Genomic DNA, 18,802 nt, shown 5'->3' with positions numbered 1-18,802 from the left:
TCGCTCTGAGCTGGTCAGACGCAAGGTGAGGGCGGCTGGGACGAGGCTGGTGACTCGGGTGGTCGAGCACCGTGGTTCGCGCGGGGCTCGCCAGGACTCGAGGGACGACCTGCTCGACGAAGGCCCGGATCTGTGCGTGGAACCGGTTGACCGCTTGCCCACCTGCGGAGAGGGCCAAGGTCGCCTCGGCCGGTCCTTCCAAGGGCGTGCCCGTGTCGGACATGGCCGAGTGGCTGGGGCGGCTGAGGAACCTCACGGACGCCGTCTTCACCCGGGAGGCTGAGCTGACTCCTCCCCTGGGGTTCGACGCGCTCTTGGCGGCCGCCTGACGCCGGTCGATGAGACGTGAGACCGGCAGTCCTCGACGGAGACCGTCGGCCACACGCGTCTGCTCACCCATGGCCATCCGATCCGTGTCCGAATCCCCGGGCTCAACGCTCCGCAGTCAGCACCGAACCAGCACCGGAGTGAGAACCCCGTCGTCAAACCGGGGCAGAGGAAGTCATATCTGACACCCTCCGGTGGCAGGTGCAAACCGCTGTCCGGAATGTGTTCGTCTGCTTCGGAGAACCTGCGCATGGTGGTCGCCCGCACTCCCAGCACCCGAACTATGGTGTGCAGCCACATACACGCGTGACCAGCGGGTTTCTACGGTGTGGCGACACGAACACGTCCCCGTCACTCGCTCGGAAGTGGTGCACATGGCCGCCGCAAGACCCGCCCCCACGTCCCCCGGATCCATCAAGCGCATCGTCGCCGCCAGCCTCATCGGCACCACCATCGAGTGGTACGACTTCTTCCTCTACGGATCGGCCGCCGCGCTCGTCTTCAACACGCTGTTCTTCCCCAGCGCCGACCCGCTGGTGGGCACGCTGATCGCGTTCGTCACGTACGCCATCGGATTCGCCGCCCGCCCGCTCGGCGGCATCGTCTTCGGCCACTTCGGGGACAAGATCGGCCGCAAGAAGCTGCTCGTGCTGAGCCTGCTCATGATGGGCGGCGCCACCTTCGCGATGGGCCTGCTGCCCACGTACGAGGCGATCGGCGTGTGGGCGCCGATCCTGCTGACCGTGCTCCGCCTCGTGCAGGGCTTCGCGCTGGGCGGCGAGTGGGGCGGCGCCGTCCTCATCGTCTCCGAGCACGGCGGCGAGAAGCACCGCGGCTTCTGGGCGTCCTGGCCGCAGGCCGGCGCTCCCGGCGGCAACCTGCTCGCCACCGGTGTCCTGTCGCTGCTGGCCGCCGTCCAGTCGGACGCCGCCTTCCAGTCCTGGGGCTGGCGCATCCCGTTCCTGCTGTCGGGCCTGCTCGTGATGATCGGCCTGTGGATCCGGGTGTCGGTCTCCGAGTCGCCGGTCTTCCTGGAGGCCCAGGCGAAGGCCGAGGCGGCCGCGGCGGCGGGCGCGAAGGAGGAGGCGCCGGTCGTCGAGGTGTTCAAGCGCAGCTGGCGTGACGTGCTGTCCGCCATCGGCACCCGCTTCGGCGAGAACATCTCGTACTACATCCTCACCTCCTTCCTCCTCGTGTACGTCACCACCCACCTGGGCCTGTCGAAGAGCACCGCGCTGAACGCCGTCCTGATCGGCTCGGCCGTCCACTTCGTCACCATCCCGATGTGGGGCGCGCTGTCCGACCGGATCGGCCGGCGCCCGGTCACACTGATCGGCTCGGTCGGCATGGCGGTGTGGGCGTTCGTCTTCTTCGGTCTCGTCGACTCGAAGTCGTTCGTGGTGATCACGCTGGCCGTCACCGCCGGACTGCTGCTGCACGGCGCGATGTACGGCCCGCAGGCCGCGTTCATCTCCGAGATGTTCGACACCAAGGTCCGCTACTCCGGCGCCTCGATGGGCTCCCAGCTCGCCTCGATCCTGGCCGGCGCGCTCGCCCCGATCATCGCGGTCGAACTCCTCAAGGACTACGGCTCCTCCACCCCGATCTCGGTCTACCTCTGCGCGGCGGCCGTCGTCACCACGATCACCGTGGCGGTCACCCGCGAGACCCTCGGCCGCGACCTCACCCGCAGCCGGAACGAGGAACCGGCCGCCACCCCGTCCGCCGTCGCCGCGGGCGACCGCGCCTGACCCGAGGCCACCCGGCCCGGTCCGCCGTCCCCGGGGGAGGACGACGGACCGGGCCACGACCGCACCCGCCCACCGATCCCCCCGTGAGGAGGCGCCATGACCACCGGCCGCCCGACCGACGCCCGGACGCCCGCGTCCACCGAGGCGGCACGCCGCGTGCTGGACCTGCTCGCCGCCGACGCCCCCGCCGAGGACATCGCCGCCCAGCCCGCCCGCTCCCGGGCCGCCGGGGCGACCCCCGCCGACCTCGCGTGGATCGAGGAGACCACCGGGGTCGCCCTGTCCGTGCGACGCGTCCTCGACCAGTACCGCCGCCGGGAGGCCGAACTGGTGGCGCTGTACGACACCGCCGGCGACCTGGCCCGGCTGCGGGACCTCGACGCGGTGCTGCGCGCCATCGTCCGCCGGGCCCGTACGCTCCTCGGCTCCGACGTCGCCTACCTCACCCTCAACGACCCGGCGGCCCGGGACACCTTCATGCGGGTCACCGAGGGATCCGTCTCCGCCGCCTTCCAGCAGCTGCGGCTCGGCATGGGCGAGGGCCTGGGCGGCCTGGTCGCGCAGACCGCCCGCCCCTACGCCAGCACCGACTACCGCACCGACCGCCGCTACCGGCACACCGGCACCATCGACGACGGCGTCGCCGAGGAAGGGCTCCGCGGCATCCTCGGCGTCCCGCTGCGCCTCGGCGAGGAGGTCATCGGCGTGCTGTTCGCGGCGGACCGCACCCCGCGCGAGTTCACCCCCGACGCCATCGCCCTCCTCGCCTCGCTCGCCGACCACGCCGCCGTCGCCATCGACAGTGCCCGCCGCCTCGACGAGACCCGCAGCGCCCTCGCCCGCCTCGAAGCCGCCAACGCGACCGCCCGCGCCCACGGCGAGGCCCTCCACCAGGCGTCCGACGCCCACGACCGGCTCTCCCAACTGGTCCTGCGCGGCGCCGGCACCGACGAGGTCGCCGCCGAGATCGCGGCGCTGCTCGGCGGGGGAGTGGCCGTCCACGACACCGACGGCAGCGAACTCGCCCGCGTCGGCACCCCACCGGTCGCCCCCTCCGCCGCGAGCCTCGCCGCCTCGCACACGGAAGGCCGCGCGGTCCGCGCCGACGGCGTCTGGACCTGCGCCGTCCTCGCCGGCTCCGAACCCCTCGGCAGCATCGTCCTCACCGGCCGCGGTGAGCTGTCCGAGGCGGACCGCCGGCTCCTGGAACGGTCGGCGCTCGTCACCGCGATGCTCCTCCTGATCCGCCGCTCGGTCGCCGAGACCGAGGACCGGGTACGCGGCGAACTCCTCGACGACCTCCTCGCCGGCCCCGCGTCCTCGGCCCACTGGGACGCCGGCAGCCTCGCCCTGCGCGCCCGGCGCCTCGGACTCGACCTCACCCGGCCCCACGCCGTCGCCGTCCTCGACTGCGAACCCGCCGCGCGCTCCCGGCTCGCCGCCGAGGCCACCCGGGTCGTCCGCGGCCTCGGCGGCCTCGCCGGCACCCGCCACGGCCGCACCGTCCTCCTCGTGCCGACCGACCGCCCCGGCCTCCTCGCCCACGGCCTCGCCGCCGACCTCGCCCGGATCCTCGGCACCCCCGTCACCGTCGGCACGGCCGGCCCCGGAACCGGCCCGGACCACCACGCCGCCCTCCACGCCGAAGCCCTCCGCTGCCTCACCGCCCTGCACGCCCTCGGGCGTACCGGGGAGGGCGCCGACATCGCCGACCTCGGCTTCATCGGCGTCCTCCTCGGCGACCGCGCCGACATCGGCTCGTACGTCGAGCGGGTCCTCGGCCCCGTCCTCGCCTACGACACCGAGCGCGGCACCGAACTCGTCCGCACCCTCCACGCCTACTACGACCAGGGCGCCAGCCTCTCCCGCGCCAAGGACGCCCTCCACGTCCACGTCAACACGGTCGTCCAACGCCTCGACCGGGTCGCCCAGCTCCTCGGCCCCGACTGGAACACCCCCGCCAGCGCCCTGGAGATCCACCTCGCCCTCCGCCTCCACCAGCTCACGACCGAGCGGCTCTGACCGAAATCCGCTGGTGCGGCGAGCGTCGGGTGCCGAGAACCGCCGCATGTCCCTGCGCGAACCGAAGCTGTCCGACGGAGTCGTCACCCTGTCGCCGCTCCACCCCGACGACGCGGAGGCGCACCTCGCGGGCGAGGACCTGACGCCCGGCCAGGTGAACATCGCCTACGGCCTCTACCCGCACGGGCGAGGCCACGGCCTCGCCACCCGAGCGGTCCTTCTCGCCCTGCCGTACGCGGCGGCGGAAGGCGGAGAACGGGCGCTCATCCAGGCCGACCCGGAGAACACGTCGTCCTCCGCCGTGGCGACCCGAGCGGGCTCCACCCCCGACGGACACCGGCACACGAGCGACGGCACACGCCTCGACCGCTACAGGCGAGACCTCCGCGGGCCTTGTCCGGAGGGAGCCCCCACCCGCCCCGACGATCGGCTCATGAGACACGCGGACCACCACGCCCGACCGCCCACCCGCCATCGGCCGACGTTCGCCGTATCGAACGCTACGACGGGGCCGTTCTGATGGGGTACGGCAGCGACGAGGAACGGCCCGAACGGGCCCGGTGCCGGGCCGTGTTCGCCGCCCACGCGCCTGTGGCGGCGGAGCTCGCGGCCGGGATGGACCACCCGGACGAGCGGGCGTCGCTGCGGTGCGCCGCCGGGCTAGTGCGAAGGCCCCTCACCCGCGGTGGCCGAAGAACTCGACCTCCGCCAGGGCCAGATGGCGGCCCCGAGCCGTGCCGTAGGCGGTCTCGGGGGTGATGCGGACCTGGGTCACCCGGGAGGCCCGCAGGGTGAACGTCTGCTGGCCGGGCTGATCCTTGAGGGTGATGCGGCGGTCTCGGTACCGCCGTCCGCCGAGCGGACCTCCACCAGGATCCGCGCCGGACGGGCCTGGGCCAGGAACTCGTCCTTCTTCGCCGACGTGCCCGCGAAGACCACCAGCTTCGTCACCCGCACCCCCGGCGCCTCGAACTCCGCCTCCAGCGTCGCGCCGGTCGCCGGCGCCGCCCAGTAGCGGTTGCTGAAGCCGTCGAAGGCCGCGCCCGCCGGATGGTCTTTCAGCGCCCGGGAGGCCCGTACCGCCGACGGCGGCAGCGCCTCCGGGGGGCTCGTCTCCTCCCGGGCCAGGCCGAGCAGCCGGCCCGCGTGCGGCAGGCCGAACCAGAGGCCGGCCGCCAGCAGAACGAGCACCAGCGGCAGCAGGAGCCGGGGCCTGCGCCGCGACCGGCGCGGCCGGGTGCCGGCGAGCGGCGCCTGCCGCTCCCGGCGGCGCGACAGCCGGCGCCACCCGGCGCCTCCACCGGAGTGGGGGCGGGGGTGAGGCGGGTGGCTCAGCCGGTGGCTCGGCAGGCGGTACGGGTACGGGTGCGGGTACGGGCGCAGGGCCTTCCCGCGTACCTGAATCCGCCGCCGTCGTACCGGAAGTCTCGGCTTCCCCGTCCTCCTCCCAGTCCAGGAACGCCCCGCACGAGGCGCAGAACGGCGTCCCCGGCGCGTTGCGCAGGCCGCACGTCGGGCAGGTCATCGCACACCCCCGGGCGTGAGTTCCAGAGTGAAGCCGACGTGCGCCGGGAGTTGCGCGGCGATGAGTTCCTCCAGGCGCGCCCGGTTGACCCGTACGGTCTCCGGCGGACGCCCTGGGGCCGCTTGTCAGTGCGCGTCGACGTACCGGAGCCGCGCGAGTTCCGCGCCGTGCCGGGGCAGGTGCACGCGGTGCACGGGAACGTGACGCTCGGCAACATGGGCTTCGAGGAGTTCGCCGCGGCCGCCTCCAGAGCACCCGATCAGGTGCTGCGAGCCTTCTGAGCCGCCGCCCAGGACAGGCGAGCGGGGTCGGGGTGGTGCGCCAGCGGGCGCGGAGGACTCCGTCGGGATCCGGCATGACCGCGGTGAAGAGGGGGGTGCGGTCGTCCGCGGAGAGGGGGAGGACCGCGGCGGCGGTGGCGCCCGCGACCAGCGGGAGGAGAGCCGGGACGTCGGTCTCGTCGGCCAGGACCGTGCGCACGTGGCCGTGCTCGTCCCGCCAGACGCATGCGAACGTGGCGTCGGTCGGGAGCGTGCTCAGGACCGCCTCGACGTCGGGGGAGAGCGGGGGCCAGATCTCCAGGCGGGCCCGGGGGGCCAGGGCGGTACGGACGCGGGCGAGGGAATCGGCGGTGAGGGGGTGCCAGCGGGTGCCGCCGTCCAGGTAGGTCTCCTCCAGGAGTCCGGCGACGCCGGCGTCCACGGCCCGGCGCAGGTACCTCCAGAAGGCGTCGTCGCCGGGACGCTGGACGCCCGGTTCGTCGTCCTCGGAGCGGTACGGGGAGTCGGCCAGGCGCTCCGGAAAGAGGCCGAGGGCGCGGGTCAGGGCCAGCGCGTCCGGACAGGGGCGACTGCTGCCGACGTAGAGGTACTGGTCCCATCCGACGTGCGCCGCGAACTCCCCCTCGACCTCCAGCCGGCACCAGGCGCCATGGTCCCTGAGCATGGCCCGTACCAGTTCCAGTCCCACGACGAGCGGCACCTCCGCCCCGTCGTGGAAGCCGTTGAGGCCGGACGGGAAGAGCCCGTCCAGGCCGAAGCCGTCGACCGGCTTCTCGACGCCGAAGTGCGCCAGGGACGGGATCCCCGGTTCGCGGACGGCGAGTCGGTCGACCCCGCTGTCCCGGGCGAACGCCTCGACCGCACGCACATAGGCCGCCTCGACGGGACCGTGGTCGCTGACCGTGTCCTCGGGGCCGGTGTAGTGGCCGTGGGCGTCACGGTCGGTCGGGGCGTACTTGGTTACGCGGTAGACGTAGGGCAGCACGCCCGTCATTCTCGATGCGGGGCGATCTTTCCGCACGCCCCTTTTCCGGTGGTGCGGAGCCGGCCGCACCGAGGATCATGCGGTCCGGCGCCGCATCGCCTCGCGGGCCTTCTCCGCGACCTTCTGGACCTTCTCGGCGGCCTCGCGCGCCGTGCCTTCCGCGTGGTCGGCCTTGCCCTTGGCCTCCCTGCGCCGGTCGCCCGTGGCCTTGCCGACGGTCTCCTCGATCTTGCCCTTGCCCTTCTGCATGTCGCTCTTGCGCATGACGCGCGTCCTTTCTCGTCGTGGCCCGTCGCGCCCCGTCACGCCGCCTTGCCGCTGTCCTCCAGGGCGCGGACGATCGCCGCCGCGAAGGCGTCGATGTCGTCCGGCTTGCGGGAGGTGATCAGCGGGTGTTCTCCGGCGGTGTCGACGACGACCTCCTGGTCGATCCAGGTGCCGCCGGCGTTCTCCAGGTCGGGGCGGAGGGTGGGGTACGAGGTCAGTTCGCGGTCCCTCGCGAGCCCGCTGTCGACGAGGAGCCACGGCCCGTGACAGATCGCGGCCACCGGCTTGCCCTCCTCGGCGAAGGCCGCGACAAGGCGACGGGCGTCGGAGTCGGCCCGCAGATGGTCGGCGTTGATCGTGCCGCCCGGCACCACCACGGCGTCGTACCCGTCCGCCTCCGCCTCCGCGAGCGTCGTGTCCGGCGTGACATCGGCCCCCGGACTGCGGTCGGAGACCAGGGTGCGTATGGGCTCGTCCTTCTGCGCGGCGACCGTGACGCGGGCGCCGTTCTCCCGCAGCACGGCCACCGGCTGACGCAGTTCGTCCTGCTCGGTCCCGTAGTTCGTGGTGAGCACCAGTACCTGGCGTCCTTCGAGCTTTCCGTTGTGCGACACGGTGTCTCCTCTCCGGTGTCGTCGCGACCCGTCACCTGTGCGCCTCACCGCGCACGGGTCGCTCAAACGTGGGAGCGTCCGTCCGTGCGTCGGTGGTCACGCCCCGGTCGTGGAACCGGGGCGGACGATCATCAGGACGGTGACCGTGGCCCACAGCAGTGGAAGACGCCGGTGAGCAGGGCGAGGCGGGCCGGTGCCGGAGCGGAGGGCGGCGGGGCGGTCCCCGCCGCCTCCTCCACTGCGCGGTTCTGGGCGGGGAGGACGAGCAGCCCCAGGACCCCGGCGGCCACCGCCGTCAGCACCATCGAGACGATCAGCCAGGTGCCGCCCAGGACGCCGAGACCGCAGGCCGTGGCGAAGCCGAACACGGGGACCGCGACGCCGACGTACGCGTGGACGCAGCAGTTCCGTTGCAGGGTCCGCGGGGTCACGAGGGCGGCCCCCGCCGGGGGTATCGCCGAGCGCGCGGCGGAGCGCCACGGGGAACATGCTCGCGACGACGGTGACCGGCCCGGCGGCGACGAGGGCGGCCGGTACGTGCACGGAGAGAAGCAGCTTCGGTGATGCGCGGCGTTCCGGGGCGGGCGGGTTCCTGGTCCTGGCGGAGGCGAGGGAGCCGTCCGAGTGGCTGCGGGACGCCGCTCACGGTGCCTGCGGGACGCCGTTCACGGACTCCGCTGGACGCCGTTCACGGGTTCTGCCGGACGCCGTTCACGGATTCCGCCGGATGCCCTTCACGGCCGCTCACGGTGCCTGCGGGACGCCGTTCACGGATTCTGCCGGACTCCCCTCACGGGTTCTGCTGGACGACGCCGCGCGTCGAGAAGGGCACCGGGTCGCCGCCGGTGAAGTCGCCCGGCGGGATGCCCGGGTGGTGGCCTTCCTTCCCGGCCGGCTGTTCGTCGTGGCCACCGAGGGTGAGGCGCGAGACGATGCGGTAGCGGTCGCCGCGGTAGAGCGAGTGCACGTACTCCACCGGACGGCCGCGGTCGTCCGTCGTGAGCCGCTCGAAGAGGAGGGCCGGGGACAGTTCCGGGACGTCGAGCAGGTCCGCTTCGGCGCGGGTGACGACCGTGGGTTCGATGGACTGGACCGCCTCGCTGACCCGGACCCCGTGCCGGTCGCGGAGGTGCTCGTACAGGTCGCCCTGTTCCAGTTCCCCCCTGGTCAGGCCGGGCACCAGATCGGCCCGTACGTGCAGGTGCTCGATCGCCATGGGGGAGCCGTCCACGAGGCGGAGGCGGGCGACGTAGAGGATCTCGGCGGCGGGGGAGACGCGCAGCTTGCGGCTGACGCGGGCGCCGGCCGGGAGGGTGCTGAACTCCAGGAGCCGGCTGGTCCACACCCCGCCGGCCTGCGGAAGGCTGAAGGAGTGCCGGTCGGAGACCAGCTCCTGGGTGATCTTCTCCGCGGCGACGAACATGCCGCGCCCGTGCTCGCGGACCAGCAGGCCCGCGACGACCAGCTCGTCCACCGCCGCCCGCAGGGTGGGGCGCGAGACGCCCAGGCTCGCGCAGAGGGTCCGCTCGGAGGGGATCGCGTCGCCGGGGCGGCGTGCCTCGATGAGTTCGAGGATGGCGTCCCTGACCCGCTCGCGCTTGAGCATCGCGCCGGAGGCTGCCGCGTCGATCTCCATACGGGGCTCTCGTTCGTCGTCGGGAAGTTCGCTGGTCAACCATAACTGGTCCACTGGTCAAGTATCAATGACGCTGCCGCCGCGGCGTCATGGGGCGGCATCCGGCCGGTCGATGGCCAAAACCCCTCTGTGTTGCGGGGGTTGACGGCATCATTGGTCCATGCCACCTTCATCTCGCGCCAACTGGTAAACCCCTGGCGGGCAAGTGGTCAGCTCGGGGTTCCATCGCTCCCAGGCCCCCAGAGGTGAACCGTGAAGCACCGCCCCCTCGCCCTGCTCACCGCCACGCTGCTGAGCACCGGACTCGTCGCCTGCTCCTCGCCCGGCGAGCAGAACGCCGGCGGCCCCACCGTCCTCGACGTCTGGCTGATGCGCGACAGCGTCTCGGACGCCTTCCAGAAGGAGTTCGAGGCCGGCTTCGAGAAGGCCCACCCGGAGATCGACCTCAGGATCCAGATCCAGGAGTGGGAAGGCATAGGGGAGAAGGTCACCGCCGCCCTGGCCAGCAACGACGCCCCCGACGTCATCGAGGTGGGCAACACCCAGGTCGCTCAGTACGCCCAGAGCGGCGGACTGACCGACTTCACCGACAGGGTCGACGACCTCGACGGCGAGTTCTGGCTGGAGGGGCTCGCCGAACCGGGCGCCTGGGAGGGCCGGCAGTACGGCATCCCCTACTACGCCGCCAACCGGGTCGTCATCTACCGCACCGACCTCTTCCGGCGGGCCGGCATCGACGCCACGAAGATCAGGACGCGCGACCAGTGGCTCGCCGCCACCGAGAAGCTGAACGAGAACGGCGTGCAGGGCATCTACCTCCCCGGCCAGAACTGGTACGCCCTCGCCGGCTTCGTCTGGGACGAGGGCGGTGACCTCGCCGTCCAGGAGGGCGGCCGGTGGAAGGGCGGCCTGGACAGTCCCGAAGCGGCGAGAGCCATGGCGTTCTACCAGCGGCTCCAGGCCCTCGGCCGAGGCCCCAAGGACTCCGACGAGTCCCGCCCCCTCCAGGCGGACATCGTCGCCAAGGGGCAGGTCGCCCAGGTCATCGCCACCCCCGGCGGCGCCGGCGTCATCGCGCAGAAGAACCCCGCGCTCAAGGGCAAGCTGGGCTTCTTCCCGATCCCCGGCAAGACCGCCGACAAGCCCGGCGCCGTCTTCACCGGAGGATCCGACCTGGTCGTGCCCGCCGCCGCCCGGCACCAGGAGGAGGCGTACACCTTCGTCAAGGAGCTCACCGGCGACACCTGGCAGACCAAGCTCGCCCTCGCGATGAGCTACGTCCCGAACCGGACCACCCTCGCCACCGCCGTCGCCTCCGACCCCGGCGCCGCGGCCATGGCGGTCGGCGCCGCCAACGGGCACGCCACCCCCAACACGCCCCAGTGGGCGGCCGTCGAGGCCAAGAACCCCATCAAGGACTACATGACCGCCGTCCTCACCGGCCGCGACGCGGCGACCGAAGCGGCCAGGGCGGCGCAGTCCCTCACCACCACCCTGAACAGCGGTTCCTGACGGATGCCCACCACCGCCCGCCGGCGTCCGCCCCGCGGACGCCGCCCCGCCCTCGGCCCCTACCTGCTCGTCGCGCCCGCCGTCCTGGGCATGCTCTACCTCCTGCTCTATCCGTTCGGCCGGGCCCTGCTCATCTCCCTCCAGGACTTCCGGCTCCGCGAACTCATCAGAGGCCACGCTGAGTTCGTGGGGCTGCGCAACTACCAGACCCTGCTGGGCGACCCGCGGTTCTGGGAGGTGGTCCGCCGCACCTTCCTCTTCATGGCCGTCAACGTGCTCGCCATCATGATCCTCTCGACGCTCGTCGCCCTGATGATCGAACGGCTCGGCAGGACCGGCCGGGCCGTCGTCCTCAGCTCGCTGGTCCTGGTGTGGGCGGTGCCCGTCGTGGCCGCCACCACCGTCTTCCAGTGGCTGTTCCACTCCGAGTTCGGCATCGTCAACGAAACCCTCACCGACCTCGGCCTCACCTCCTTCGAGGGCCACACCTGGTTCGCCGACGGCGGCTCCGCCTTCACCATCCTCGTCGTCCTCGTCGTCTGGCAGTCCGTGCCGTTCGCCGCCATCACCCTCTACTCGGCCCTCACCACCGTCCCCGCGGAGCTCTACGAATCCGCCCGCCTCGACGGCGCCGGAGCCGCCCGCGTCTTCCGCTCCGTCACCTTCCCCCTCGTCCGGCCGATCTTCATGCTGGTGGTCTCCCTCGAAGTCATCTGGACCTTCAAGGCGTTCGTCCAGATCTGGGTCATGACCCGCGGCGGACCGGGCGACGCGACCACGATCCTGCCGGTGTACGCCGTGCAGACCGCCCTCGCGAGCCAGCGCTACGACCTCGGATCGGCCGCCTCCATGGTCACCGTCCTGCTGATGAGCGGCGTCCTCGTCCTCTACTTCCGCCAACTGTTCCGCCAGGAAGGGGAGCACCTGTGACCACGACCCGCGGACCCGCCCCGCGCCGCGCCCTCCGCGGGCTGCCGCTGCGCCTGGCGGCCGCGCTGACCGTGACGCTCTGCCTCTTCCCGGTGTACTGGATGGTCACGTCCGCCTTCCGGCCGTCCCGCGACCTCCAGTCGTACGAGCCCCGCCTGATCCCGGACGCGTGGACCTTCGACCACTTCCGCACCGCGGTCCAGGCCGACGGCTTCGCCCTCTTCTGGCGCAACAGCGTCCTGGTCACCCTCGGCGCCGTCCTTCTCTCCCTGGTCGTCGCGCTCGGCGCCGCGTACGCCGTGGCCCGGCTGCGCTGGCGCGGTCGCCGCGCGTTCATGCTCGCGGTGTTCATCGCGCAGATGGCGCCCTGGGAGTCCCTCGTCATCCCGGTCTACATCATCTCCCGCGACACCGGCATGCTCGACCGGCTGCCCACCCTCACCCTCGTCTACTTCATGATCACGCTGCCGTTCACGGTGGTGGTGCTCCGCGGCTTCCTCGCCGGCATCCCGCCCGAACTGGAGGAAGCGGCACAGGTCGACGGCTGCACCCGCGTCGGCGCCTTCCGCCGGATCGCCTTCCCGCTGCTCGCCCCCGGCCTGATGGCCACCTCGCTCTTCGGCTTCATCACCGCCTGGAACGAGTTCACCTTCGCCAACTTCCTCATCATCAAGCAGCAGGACAACCGCACCCTGCCGGTCTGGCTCTCCTCCTTCCAGACCACCTTCGGAACCGACTGGGGCGCCACCATGGCCGCCTCCACCCTCTTCGCCCTGCCCGCGCTGGTCGTCTTCCTCGCCCTCCAGCGCCATGTGACCTCGGGCCTCACCGCCGGAGGCGTCAAGGGCTGACCGGAGCACCCGACCCCGCCCCCTTCCGCGCCCCGCACACCGGAGACCAAGCCCCGTGGACCTGCCACGCCCCGCGCACCCGCACCCGCGCCCCGACCTCACCCTCGTCCCCCGACCCCGCCGGCTCTCCCCGCGCCCCGGCCGTTTCCCCCTCGACGCCACCACCCGCCTGCGCGTCGCCCCGGGCGCCGAGCGGGCCGCCGACCTCCTGGGCGGTTATCTGGAGACCGCCACCGGGCTGCGCCTCGACGCCGCCGACGACGGCGCGTTCGTCCTCGCCCTCGACCCCGCCCTCACCGGACTCGGTGACGAGGGGTACGGACTCACCGTCTCCCCGCACGGCGCCCTGCTCCGCGCCGCAAGCCCCACCGGGCTCCTCCGCGGCGTCCAGACGATCCGTCAACTCCTGCCTGCCGAGGCCCTGTCCGCGCCGGCCGGCGGCGGCGTCGCACTTCCCGGAGTGGAGATCACCGACGTTCCCGCCCACCCCTGGCGCGGCATGCTGCTCGACGTCGCCCGGCACTTCCAGCCCGTGACGTACCTGCACCGCTTCGTCGACCTCCTCGCCCTGCACAAGCTCAACCTGCTCCAGCTCCACCTCACCGACGACCAGGGCTGGCGCATGCCCGTGACCGCCTACCCGCGGCTCACCGAAGTCGGCGGCCGACGCGCGGAGTCGATGGTCGGCCCCGCCGGCAGCGACCGCTTCGACGGCCGCCCGCACGGCGGCGCGTACACCCGCGCCGACCTGGCCGGGCTCGTCGCGTACGCCGCCGCCCGGGGCGTCACGGTCGTCCCGGAGATCGGCGTGCCCGGCCACGTGCGCTCCGCGCTCGCCGCCTACCCGGTGCTCGGCAACCACCCCGAACGGCCCCTCGACGTCTGGACCCGATGGGGCGTCTGCAGCAACGTGCTCGGCGTCGGCGACCACGTCCTCGACTTCTTCCGGACCGTCCTCGACGAGACGATGGACCTCTTCCCCTCCCCGTACGTCCACCTCGGCGGCGACGAAGTCCCCACCGAGGAATGGGAGTCCAGCCCCGCGGCGATCGCCCGCGCCACACGCGAGGGACTGGCCGGCCCCCGCCACCTGCACGGCTGGTTCCTGGGACGGATGGCCGACCACGTCCTCCGGGCGGGCCGTCGCCCGGTCGCCTGGGCCGAGGACGGCGCCGTCCTGCCCCCGGAGTGCACCGTGATGAGCTGGCGCACCCCGGAGCACGCCTGGGCGGCTGCCCGCCGGGGCCACGACGTCGTCCACGCCGACCACCGCCGCGTCTACTTCGACTACGCGCGCGGCCCCGGCCCCGGCGAACCCCCCGCCCAGCCGGGCCACAGCCTCGATCTGCGGACCGTGTACGACCTCGACCTGCTGCCGCCCGACGGCGCGCCGGAGCTCGCCGGACGGGTCCTCGGGGCGCAGGGACAGCTGTGGACCGAGTTCGTCCCCACCTCCGACCACATCGAGTACCTCACCTACCCCCGCCTGTGCGCCCTCGCCGAGCGGGCCTGGAACCCGCACCACGACTGGCCCGACTTCCGCACCCGGATGGACGGGCACCGCGCGCGGCTCACCGCGCTCGGCGTCCCCCACGACACCCTCCGGGACCGGACGGCACCCGCCCCCGCCTGACGCGTGCCGCGCCCGCCCCCCCCACGAACCCTCCCGCCGGACGGCGGGAGCGAACGGAAGGAAACCGCCGGATGAGTACCCGTACCACCAGCCGCAGCACCCGGGCGGCCCTCGCGCTGACCGCCCTCGCGGGCAGCGCCGCACTGGCCGCCCTCCCCCTCACCACCGCCTCCGCCGCCCCCGGCGACGGCCTCGCCGTCCAGTACCGCACCAGCGCCTCCGGTGCCACCGCCGACCAGAGCGAGCCCTGGTTCAAGGTGCGCAACACCGGCACCACCGCCGTGGAGCTGAGCCAGGTCAAGATCCGCTACTACTTCAAGGCCGATTCCCCGACCGCCTCGTACCGCTTCGCCTGCTCCTGGGCCGTCAAGGGCTGCGCGGTCGTCACCGGCACCTTCGGCACCCTCGCCCGTCCCACCGCCACGGCCGACCGCTACCTGGAGATCGGCTTCACGCCCGCGGCCGGTTCCCTCGCCCCCGGCGCCGACACCGGCGACATGCAGCTCCGCTTCTACCAGGCCGGCTGGCAGCCCCTGAACCAGAGCGACGACTACTCCTTCTCCGGCGCCCGGACCGCCTACGCCGACTGGAGCAAGGTCACGGCGCAGATCGCCGGCGCCGCCGTCTGGGGCACCGCCCCCGCCGGGAACGAGCCGACCGACCCGCCGACCCCGACCGACCCGCCCACCGACCCGCCGACCGGCGGCGGCCAGACCCTCTTCGACGACTTCTCCTACACCTCGCACACCGACCCGGCCCTCGCCTCCCACGGCTGGAACGTCCGCTCCAACTCCGGCGGCCCCGGCGTCCCCGGCGCCACCTGGGACCCCTCGAAGGTCACCTTCGCCACCCAGAACGGCAGCACCGTGATGAACCTGGAGACCTCCAGCGCCGGCACCGGATCCACCACCGTCCACACCGAAGTCCTCACCAAAACGAGCAAGTTCAGGAACGGCACCTACGCGGCCCGGGTGAGGTTCTCGGACGCCCCGAAGTACGGCCCCGACGGTGACCGCGTCGTCCAGACCTTCTTCACCATCAACGACCTCAAGGCACCGATGGCCGACGACTACGCCGAGTACGACTTCGAGTACCTGCCCAACGGCGGCTGGGGCGAGCCCGCCAACATCCTGTACACGACCTCCTGGGAGACCTACAACCCGGATCCCTGGCAGGCGGTCAACCAGCACAGCGAGAGCCGCACCAGCTACGCCGGATGGCACGACCTGGTCGTCACCATCGACAACAGCAGGATCACCTACTACGTCGACGGCGCCCTCTTCGGCACCCACGACGCCGCCTACCTGCCCGAGCGGCCCATGTCCATCAACTTCAACCAGTGGCTGATCGACCTCAACGGGCAGACCTCCACCACCCCCCGCGCCTACGACCAGCAGGTCGACTACGTCCTGCACGTCAAGGACCAGGTCCTCACCCCGGCCCAGGTCGCCGCGAAGGTCGCCGCCCTGCGCGGCGCCGGCACGTCCTTCGTGGACGAGGTCCCGGCCTCCTGACGACGCGCCCCGGGGGAGCGGACCGCGCGGCCGGTGGGCGGCCGGTCCGCTCCCCCTCGGACGGCTGTGCCCGTTCCGCGGGGGAGGGCGTCGGAAGGCGTGAACGTCATGGAGGGGATGCGGAGGCGGTTTTAAGAAAGCTTGTTGAATAACGCCGCGTCATGATCTGGACTTGATTTGCTCCTGCCAATCCGCACAAGGTTCTCTCGAACGTTTGACGCCCCACACGTCAACACGAGGAGAGATCTCCCTTCATGGCAACTCACAAGCGATCCCGCGGCCTTCGTCACGCTGCCATAGCCACAGGTGTGGCGGGCTCCGCCGCCGCGGCACTGTTCGCCGCCAACCTGGCCGGCGCCTCCGCTCCCGCCGAGGGAACGGTGCACGGACTCGGCGCACCCGGCGCCGTCGACGGCAGCTTCGTCGTCATCCTCGACGCATCCGCGAACAAGGAGGCGCTGGCGAAGAAGTACGGCGGCACGCTCGACCGCGCCTACGGCTCGGAGGTGAACGGCTTCTCCGCCTCCGGCCTGACGGTGCAGGAGGCGAAGCGGCTCGCGGCCGACCCCGCCGTCGGGACGGTCGTCCAGAACAAGCGCTTCACCATCAACGAGACCCAGGAGAAGCCCCCGTCCTGGGGCCTCGACCGGATCGACCAGGCCGACACCGCCGGCGACGAGAAGTACACGTACCCCGACGGCGGCGGGGAGGGTGTGACGGCGTACGTGATCGACACCGGCGTCCGGGTCTCGCACCAGGACTTCGCCGGCCGCGCGACCCACGGCTTCGACGCCGTCGACAACGACGGCTCGGCCGACGACGGCAACGGGCACGGCACCCACGTCGCCGGGACGATCGCCGGAGCCTCCCACGGCGTCGCCAAGAAGGCGAAGATCGTCGCCGTCCGCGTCCTCGACGACAACGGATCCGGCACCACCGAGCAGGTCGTCGCCGGCATCGACTGGGTGACCAAGAACCACGCCGGTCCCTCGGTCGCCAACATGAGCCTCGGCGGCGGCGCCGACGAGGCGCTCGACGCGGCGGTCCAGCGCGCCATCGCCGCCGGCGTCACCTTCGCGGTCGCCGCGGGCAACGAGTCCTCCGACGCCGGACAGGGCTCGCCCTCCCGGGTTCCGGAAGCCCTCACCGTCGCGTCCAGCACCAAGGACGACGAGCAGTCCGACTTCTCCAACTTCGGTGCGGTGGTGGACCTCTACGCCCCCGGCTCGGAGATCACCTCGGCCTGGAACGACAGCGACACCGGGGTCAAGACGATCTCCGGCACGTCGATGGCCGCACCCCACGTGGCCGGCGCCGCGGCCCTCTATCTGGCCGCCCATCCGACGGCGACCCCGGCCGACACGGCCGCCGCGCTCACCGGAGCGGCCACCGCCGACGCCATCAAGAACCCCGCCGCCGGCACCGCCAACAAGCTCCTGAGGATCGCCCCCTGATCCACCCCCGCACCCGCGGTGGAGACGGCCCCCTTCTCTCGGAGGGGGCCGTCTCGGCGTTCCGGGCCGGACTCTTTGTCCCGGGAGTGGAAGAAGTCGTGGCCGTTTCCTGCTCAAGTAGTTCCCAGGCCGGTGAAGCGCTGCTACGTTCCTCTCGAAAGCCCGACGGGTGAACCACCGGACAGGCCGGCGCGCCCCCAGCCGGAGGCGGGGGAGGGGAGGGATTCGTGAGACGGATGACCGCTCGACCCGCGAACGTGCACCAGGCGCGACTGCTGCGCCTGTTGCGTGACGGAGGCCCCAACTCCCGTGCGCAGCTGGGCGATCTGGTGGACCTGTCCCGTTCCAAGCTGGCGGTCGAGGTGGACCGGCTGCTGGAGACGGGGCTGGTGGTCGCGGACGGGCTCGCCGCCTCGCGCGGCGGACGCCGCTCGCACAACCTCCGGCTCGCCCCGGCGCTGCGGTTCCTCGGGGTCGACATCGGGGCCACCTCGATCGACGTCGCCGTCACCAACGCCGAACTGGAGGTCCTGGGCCACCTGAACCAGCCCGTGGACGTCCGTGAAGGGCCCGTCGCCGTCTTCGAACGGGTGCTGGCCATGGCGGACAAACTGAAGGCGTCGGGAGTCGCGGAGGGGTTCGACGGCGCGGGCATCGGCGTCCCCGGCCCCGTCCGCTTTCCCGAGGGCGTGCCCGTCGCGCCGCCGATCATGCCCGGCTGGGACGGCTTCCCCGTCCGCGAGGCCCTCAGCCAGGACCTCGGCTGCCCGGTGATGGTCGACAACGACGTGAACCTCATGGCGATGGGGGAGCAGCACGCGGGCGTCGCCCGCTCCGTCGGCGACTACCTCTGCGTCAAGATCGGTACGGGCATCGGCTGCGGCATCGTGATCGGCGGCCAGGTGTACCGCGGTACGACGGGCAGCGCCGGCGACATCGGGCACATTCAGGTCCAGCCGGACGGACGGGCCTGCGCCTGCGGCAACCTGGGCTGCCTGGAAGCCCACTTCAGCGGCGCGGCGCTGGCCCGGGACGCCGAGGACGCGGCGCGCTCGGGCCGGTCGGCGCAGCTCGCCGCGCGACTGGAGGCGGCCGGCGAGCTGACCGCCGCGGACGTCTCGGCGGCAGCGGCGGCGGGCGACACCGTGTCCCTGGAGCTGATCCGCGAGGGCGGACAGCGGCTGGGCCAGGTCATCGCCGGGCTCGTCAGCTTCTTCAACCCGGGACTCGTCGTCATCGGCGGCGGTGTCACCGGGCTCGGCCACACCCTGCTGGCCAGCGTCCGCACCCAGGTCTACCGCCAGTCGCTGCCGCTCGCGACCGGCAACCTCCCCATCGTGCTGGGCGAGTTGGGCCCCACCGCCGGAGTGATCGGCGCGGCCCGCCTCATCAGCGATCACGTCTTCTCACCCGCCTGACCCGGCCGGGCCCCGCCCGGCCCCCGACTCCTCCGGCGGCGGCACGCCGCACGCCGAGGCCCCGTACCACCGCACGTACCAC

General features: G+C 72.6%; 15 protein-coding genes and 2 pseudogenes. 11 read left to right on the top strand and 6 right to left on the bottom strand.

Features of this window, described 5'->3' with window-relative positions:
• Positions 1-172: pseudogene (locus tag ABFY03_RS03490) on the bottom strand (IS5/IS1182 family transposase); the annotation flags it as partial.
• A gap of 529 nt (positions 173-701) precedes the next feature.
• Between ABFY03_RS03490 and ABFY03_RS03485 the strand changes: the two are divergent.
• From ABFY03_RS03485 to ABFY03_RS03475, 3 genes are all read left to right on the top strand, one after another.
• A complete protein-coding gene (locus tag ABFY03_RS03485) occupies positions 702-2,078 on the top strand; it encodes an MFS transporter (RefSeq protein WP_346169127.1) in 1,377 nt (458 codons plus the stop codon).
• A 96-nt stretch (positions 2,079-2,174) separates the two neighbouring features.
• Positions 2,175-4,100 (top strand): helix-turn-helix domain-containing protein, encoded by a 1,926-nt coding sequence (locus ABFY03_RS03480; RefSeq protein WP_346169126.1) that lies wholly within the window; start codon positions 2,175-2,177, stop codon positions 4,098-4,100.
• Positions 4,101-4,146: 46 nt separating this feature from the next.
• On the top strand, positions 4,147-4,620 hold the full coding sequence (locus ABFY03_RS03475; protein ID WP_346169125.1) for a GNAT family N-acetyltransferase: 474 nt from the start codon (positions 4,147-4,149) through the stop codon (positions 4,618-4,620).
• Between the two features lie 251 nt (positions 4,621-4,871).
• Here ABFY03_RS03475 and ABFY03_RS03470 read toward each other — a convergent pair whose 3' ends face one another.
• Complete coding sequence (locus ABFY03_RS03470) at positions 4,872-5,291, bottom strand: NADase-type glycan-binding domain-containing protein (RefSeq protein WP_346169124.1); 420 nt, start codon at positions 5,289-5,291, stop codon at positions 4,872-4,874.
• 462 nt (positions 5,292-5,753) lie between these two features.
• Between ABFY03_RS03470 and ABFY03_RS03465 the strand changes: the two genes are divergently transcribed.
• The gene (locus ABFY03_RS03465; protein WP_346169123.1) at positions 5,754-5,906 is read left to right on the top strand and encodes a DUF6924 domain-containing protein; all 153 of its coding nucleotides are present in this window, start codon (positions 5,754-5,756) and stop codon (positions 5,904-5,906) included.
• A gap of 1,060 nt (positions 5,907-6,966) precedes the next feature.
• Here ABFY03_RS03465 and ABFY03_RS03460 read toward each other — a convergent pair.
• From ABFY03_RS03460 to ABFY03_RS03445, 4 genes and pseudogenes are all read right to left on the bottom strand, one after another.
• Positions 6,967-7,155: a CsbD family protein gene (locus ABFY03_RS03460; protein WP_346169122.1), complete on the bottom strand. Its 189-nt coding sequence runs from the start codon at positions 7,153-7,155 to the stop codon at positions 6,967-6,969.
• Between the two features lie 38 nt (positions 7,156-7,193).
• A complete protein-coding gene (locus ABFY03_RS03455) occupies positions 7,194-7,772 on the bottom strand; it encodes a type 1 glutamine amidotransferase domain-containing protein (RefSeq protein ID WP_319012549.1) in 579 nt (192 codons plus the stop codon).
• Between the two features lie 96 nt (positions 7,773-7,868).
• Positions 7,869-8,327, bottom strand: a pseudogene (locus ABFY03_RS03450) (hypothetical protein).
• A gap of 235 nt (positions 8,328-8,562) precedes the next feature.
• Positions 8,563-9,408, bottom strand: a complete 846-nt coding sequence (locus tag ABFY03_RS03445) for a GntR family transcriptional regulator (protein WP_319012547.1) — start codon at positions 9,406-9,408, stop codon at positions 8,563-8,565.
• A gap of 252 nt (positions 9,409-9,660) precedes the next feature.
• On the opposite strand from ABFY03_RS03445, the gene ABFY03_RS03440 reads away from it, so the two are divergent.
• The 7 genes from ABFY03_RS03440 to ABFY03_RS03410 all read left to right on the top strand — a co-directional run bounded on the left by ABFY03_RS03440 (position 9,661) and on the right by ABFY03_RS03410 (position 18,720).
• Positions 9,661-10,920, top strand: a complete 1,260-nt coding sequence (locus ABFY03_RS03440) for an extracellular solute-binding protein (protein ID WP_346169121.1) — start codon at positions 9,661-9,663, stop codon at positions 10,918-10,920.
• A gap of 3 nt (positions 10,921-10,923) precedes the next feature.
• A complete protein-coding gene (locus tag ABFY03_RS03435) occupies positions 10,924-11,850 on the top strand; it encodes a carbohydrate ABC transporter permease (RefSeq protein ID WP_346169120.1) in 927 nt (308 codons plus the stop codon).
• Entirely contained in the window at positions 11,847-12,701 is an 855-nt protein-coding gene (locus tag ABFY03_RS03430; protein ID WP_319012544.1) for a carbohydrate ABC transporter permease, read from the top strand. The genes ABFY03_RS03435 and ABFY03_RS03430 overlap by 4 nt, the downstream gene beginning before the upstream one ends.
• 55 nt (positions 12,702-12,756) lie before the next feature.
• Positions 12,757-14,334, top strand: coding sequence for a beta-N-acetylhexosaminidase (locus ABFY03_RS03425; RefSeq protein ID WP_346169119.1), 1,578 nt, complete (start codon positions 12,757-12,759; stop codon positions 14,332-14,334).
• Positions 14,335-14,405: 71 nt separating this feature from the next.
• Positions 14,406-15,848 (top strand): cellulose binding domain-containing protein, encoded by a 1,443-nt coding sequence (locus ABFY03_RS03420; protein WP_346169118.1) that lies wholly within the window; start codon positions 14,406-14,408, stop codon positions 15,846-15,848.
• A 254-nt stretch (positions 15,849-16,102) separates the two neighbouring features.
• A complete protein-coding gene (locus tag ABFY03_RS03415; RefSeq protein ID WP_346169117.1) occupies positions 16,103-17,302 on the top strand; it encodes a S8 family peptidase in 1,200 nt (399 codons plus the stop codon).
• A gap of 236 nt (positions 17,303-17,538) precedes the next feature.
• Complete coding sequence (locus tag ABFY03_RS03410; protein WP_346169116.1) at positions 17,539-18,720, top strand: ROK family transcriptional regulator; 1,182 nt, start codon at positions 17,539-17,541, stop codon at positions 18,718-18,720.
• Positions 18,721-18,802: the final 82 nt, after the last annotated feature.

Origin of the sequence: Streptomyces roseofulvus (assembly GCF_039534915.1) — a bacterium.
Lineage (GTDB): Bacteria > Actinomycetota > Actinomycetes > Streptomycetales > Streptomycetaceae > Streptomyces > Streptomyces roseofulvus.
This window is presented reverse-complemented; position numbering and strand designations above follow the sequence as displayed.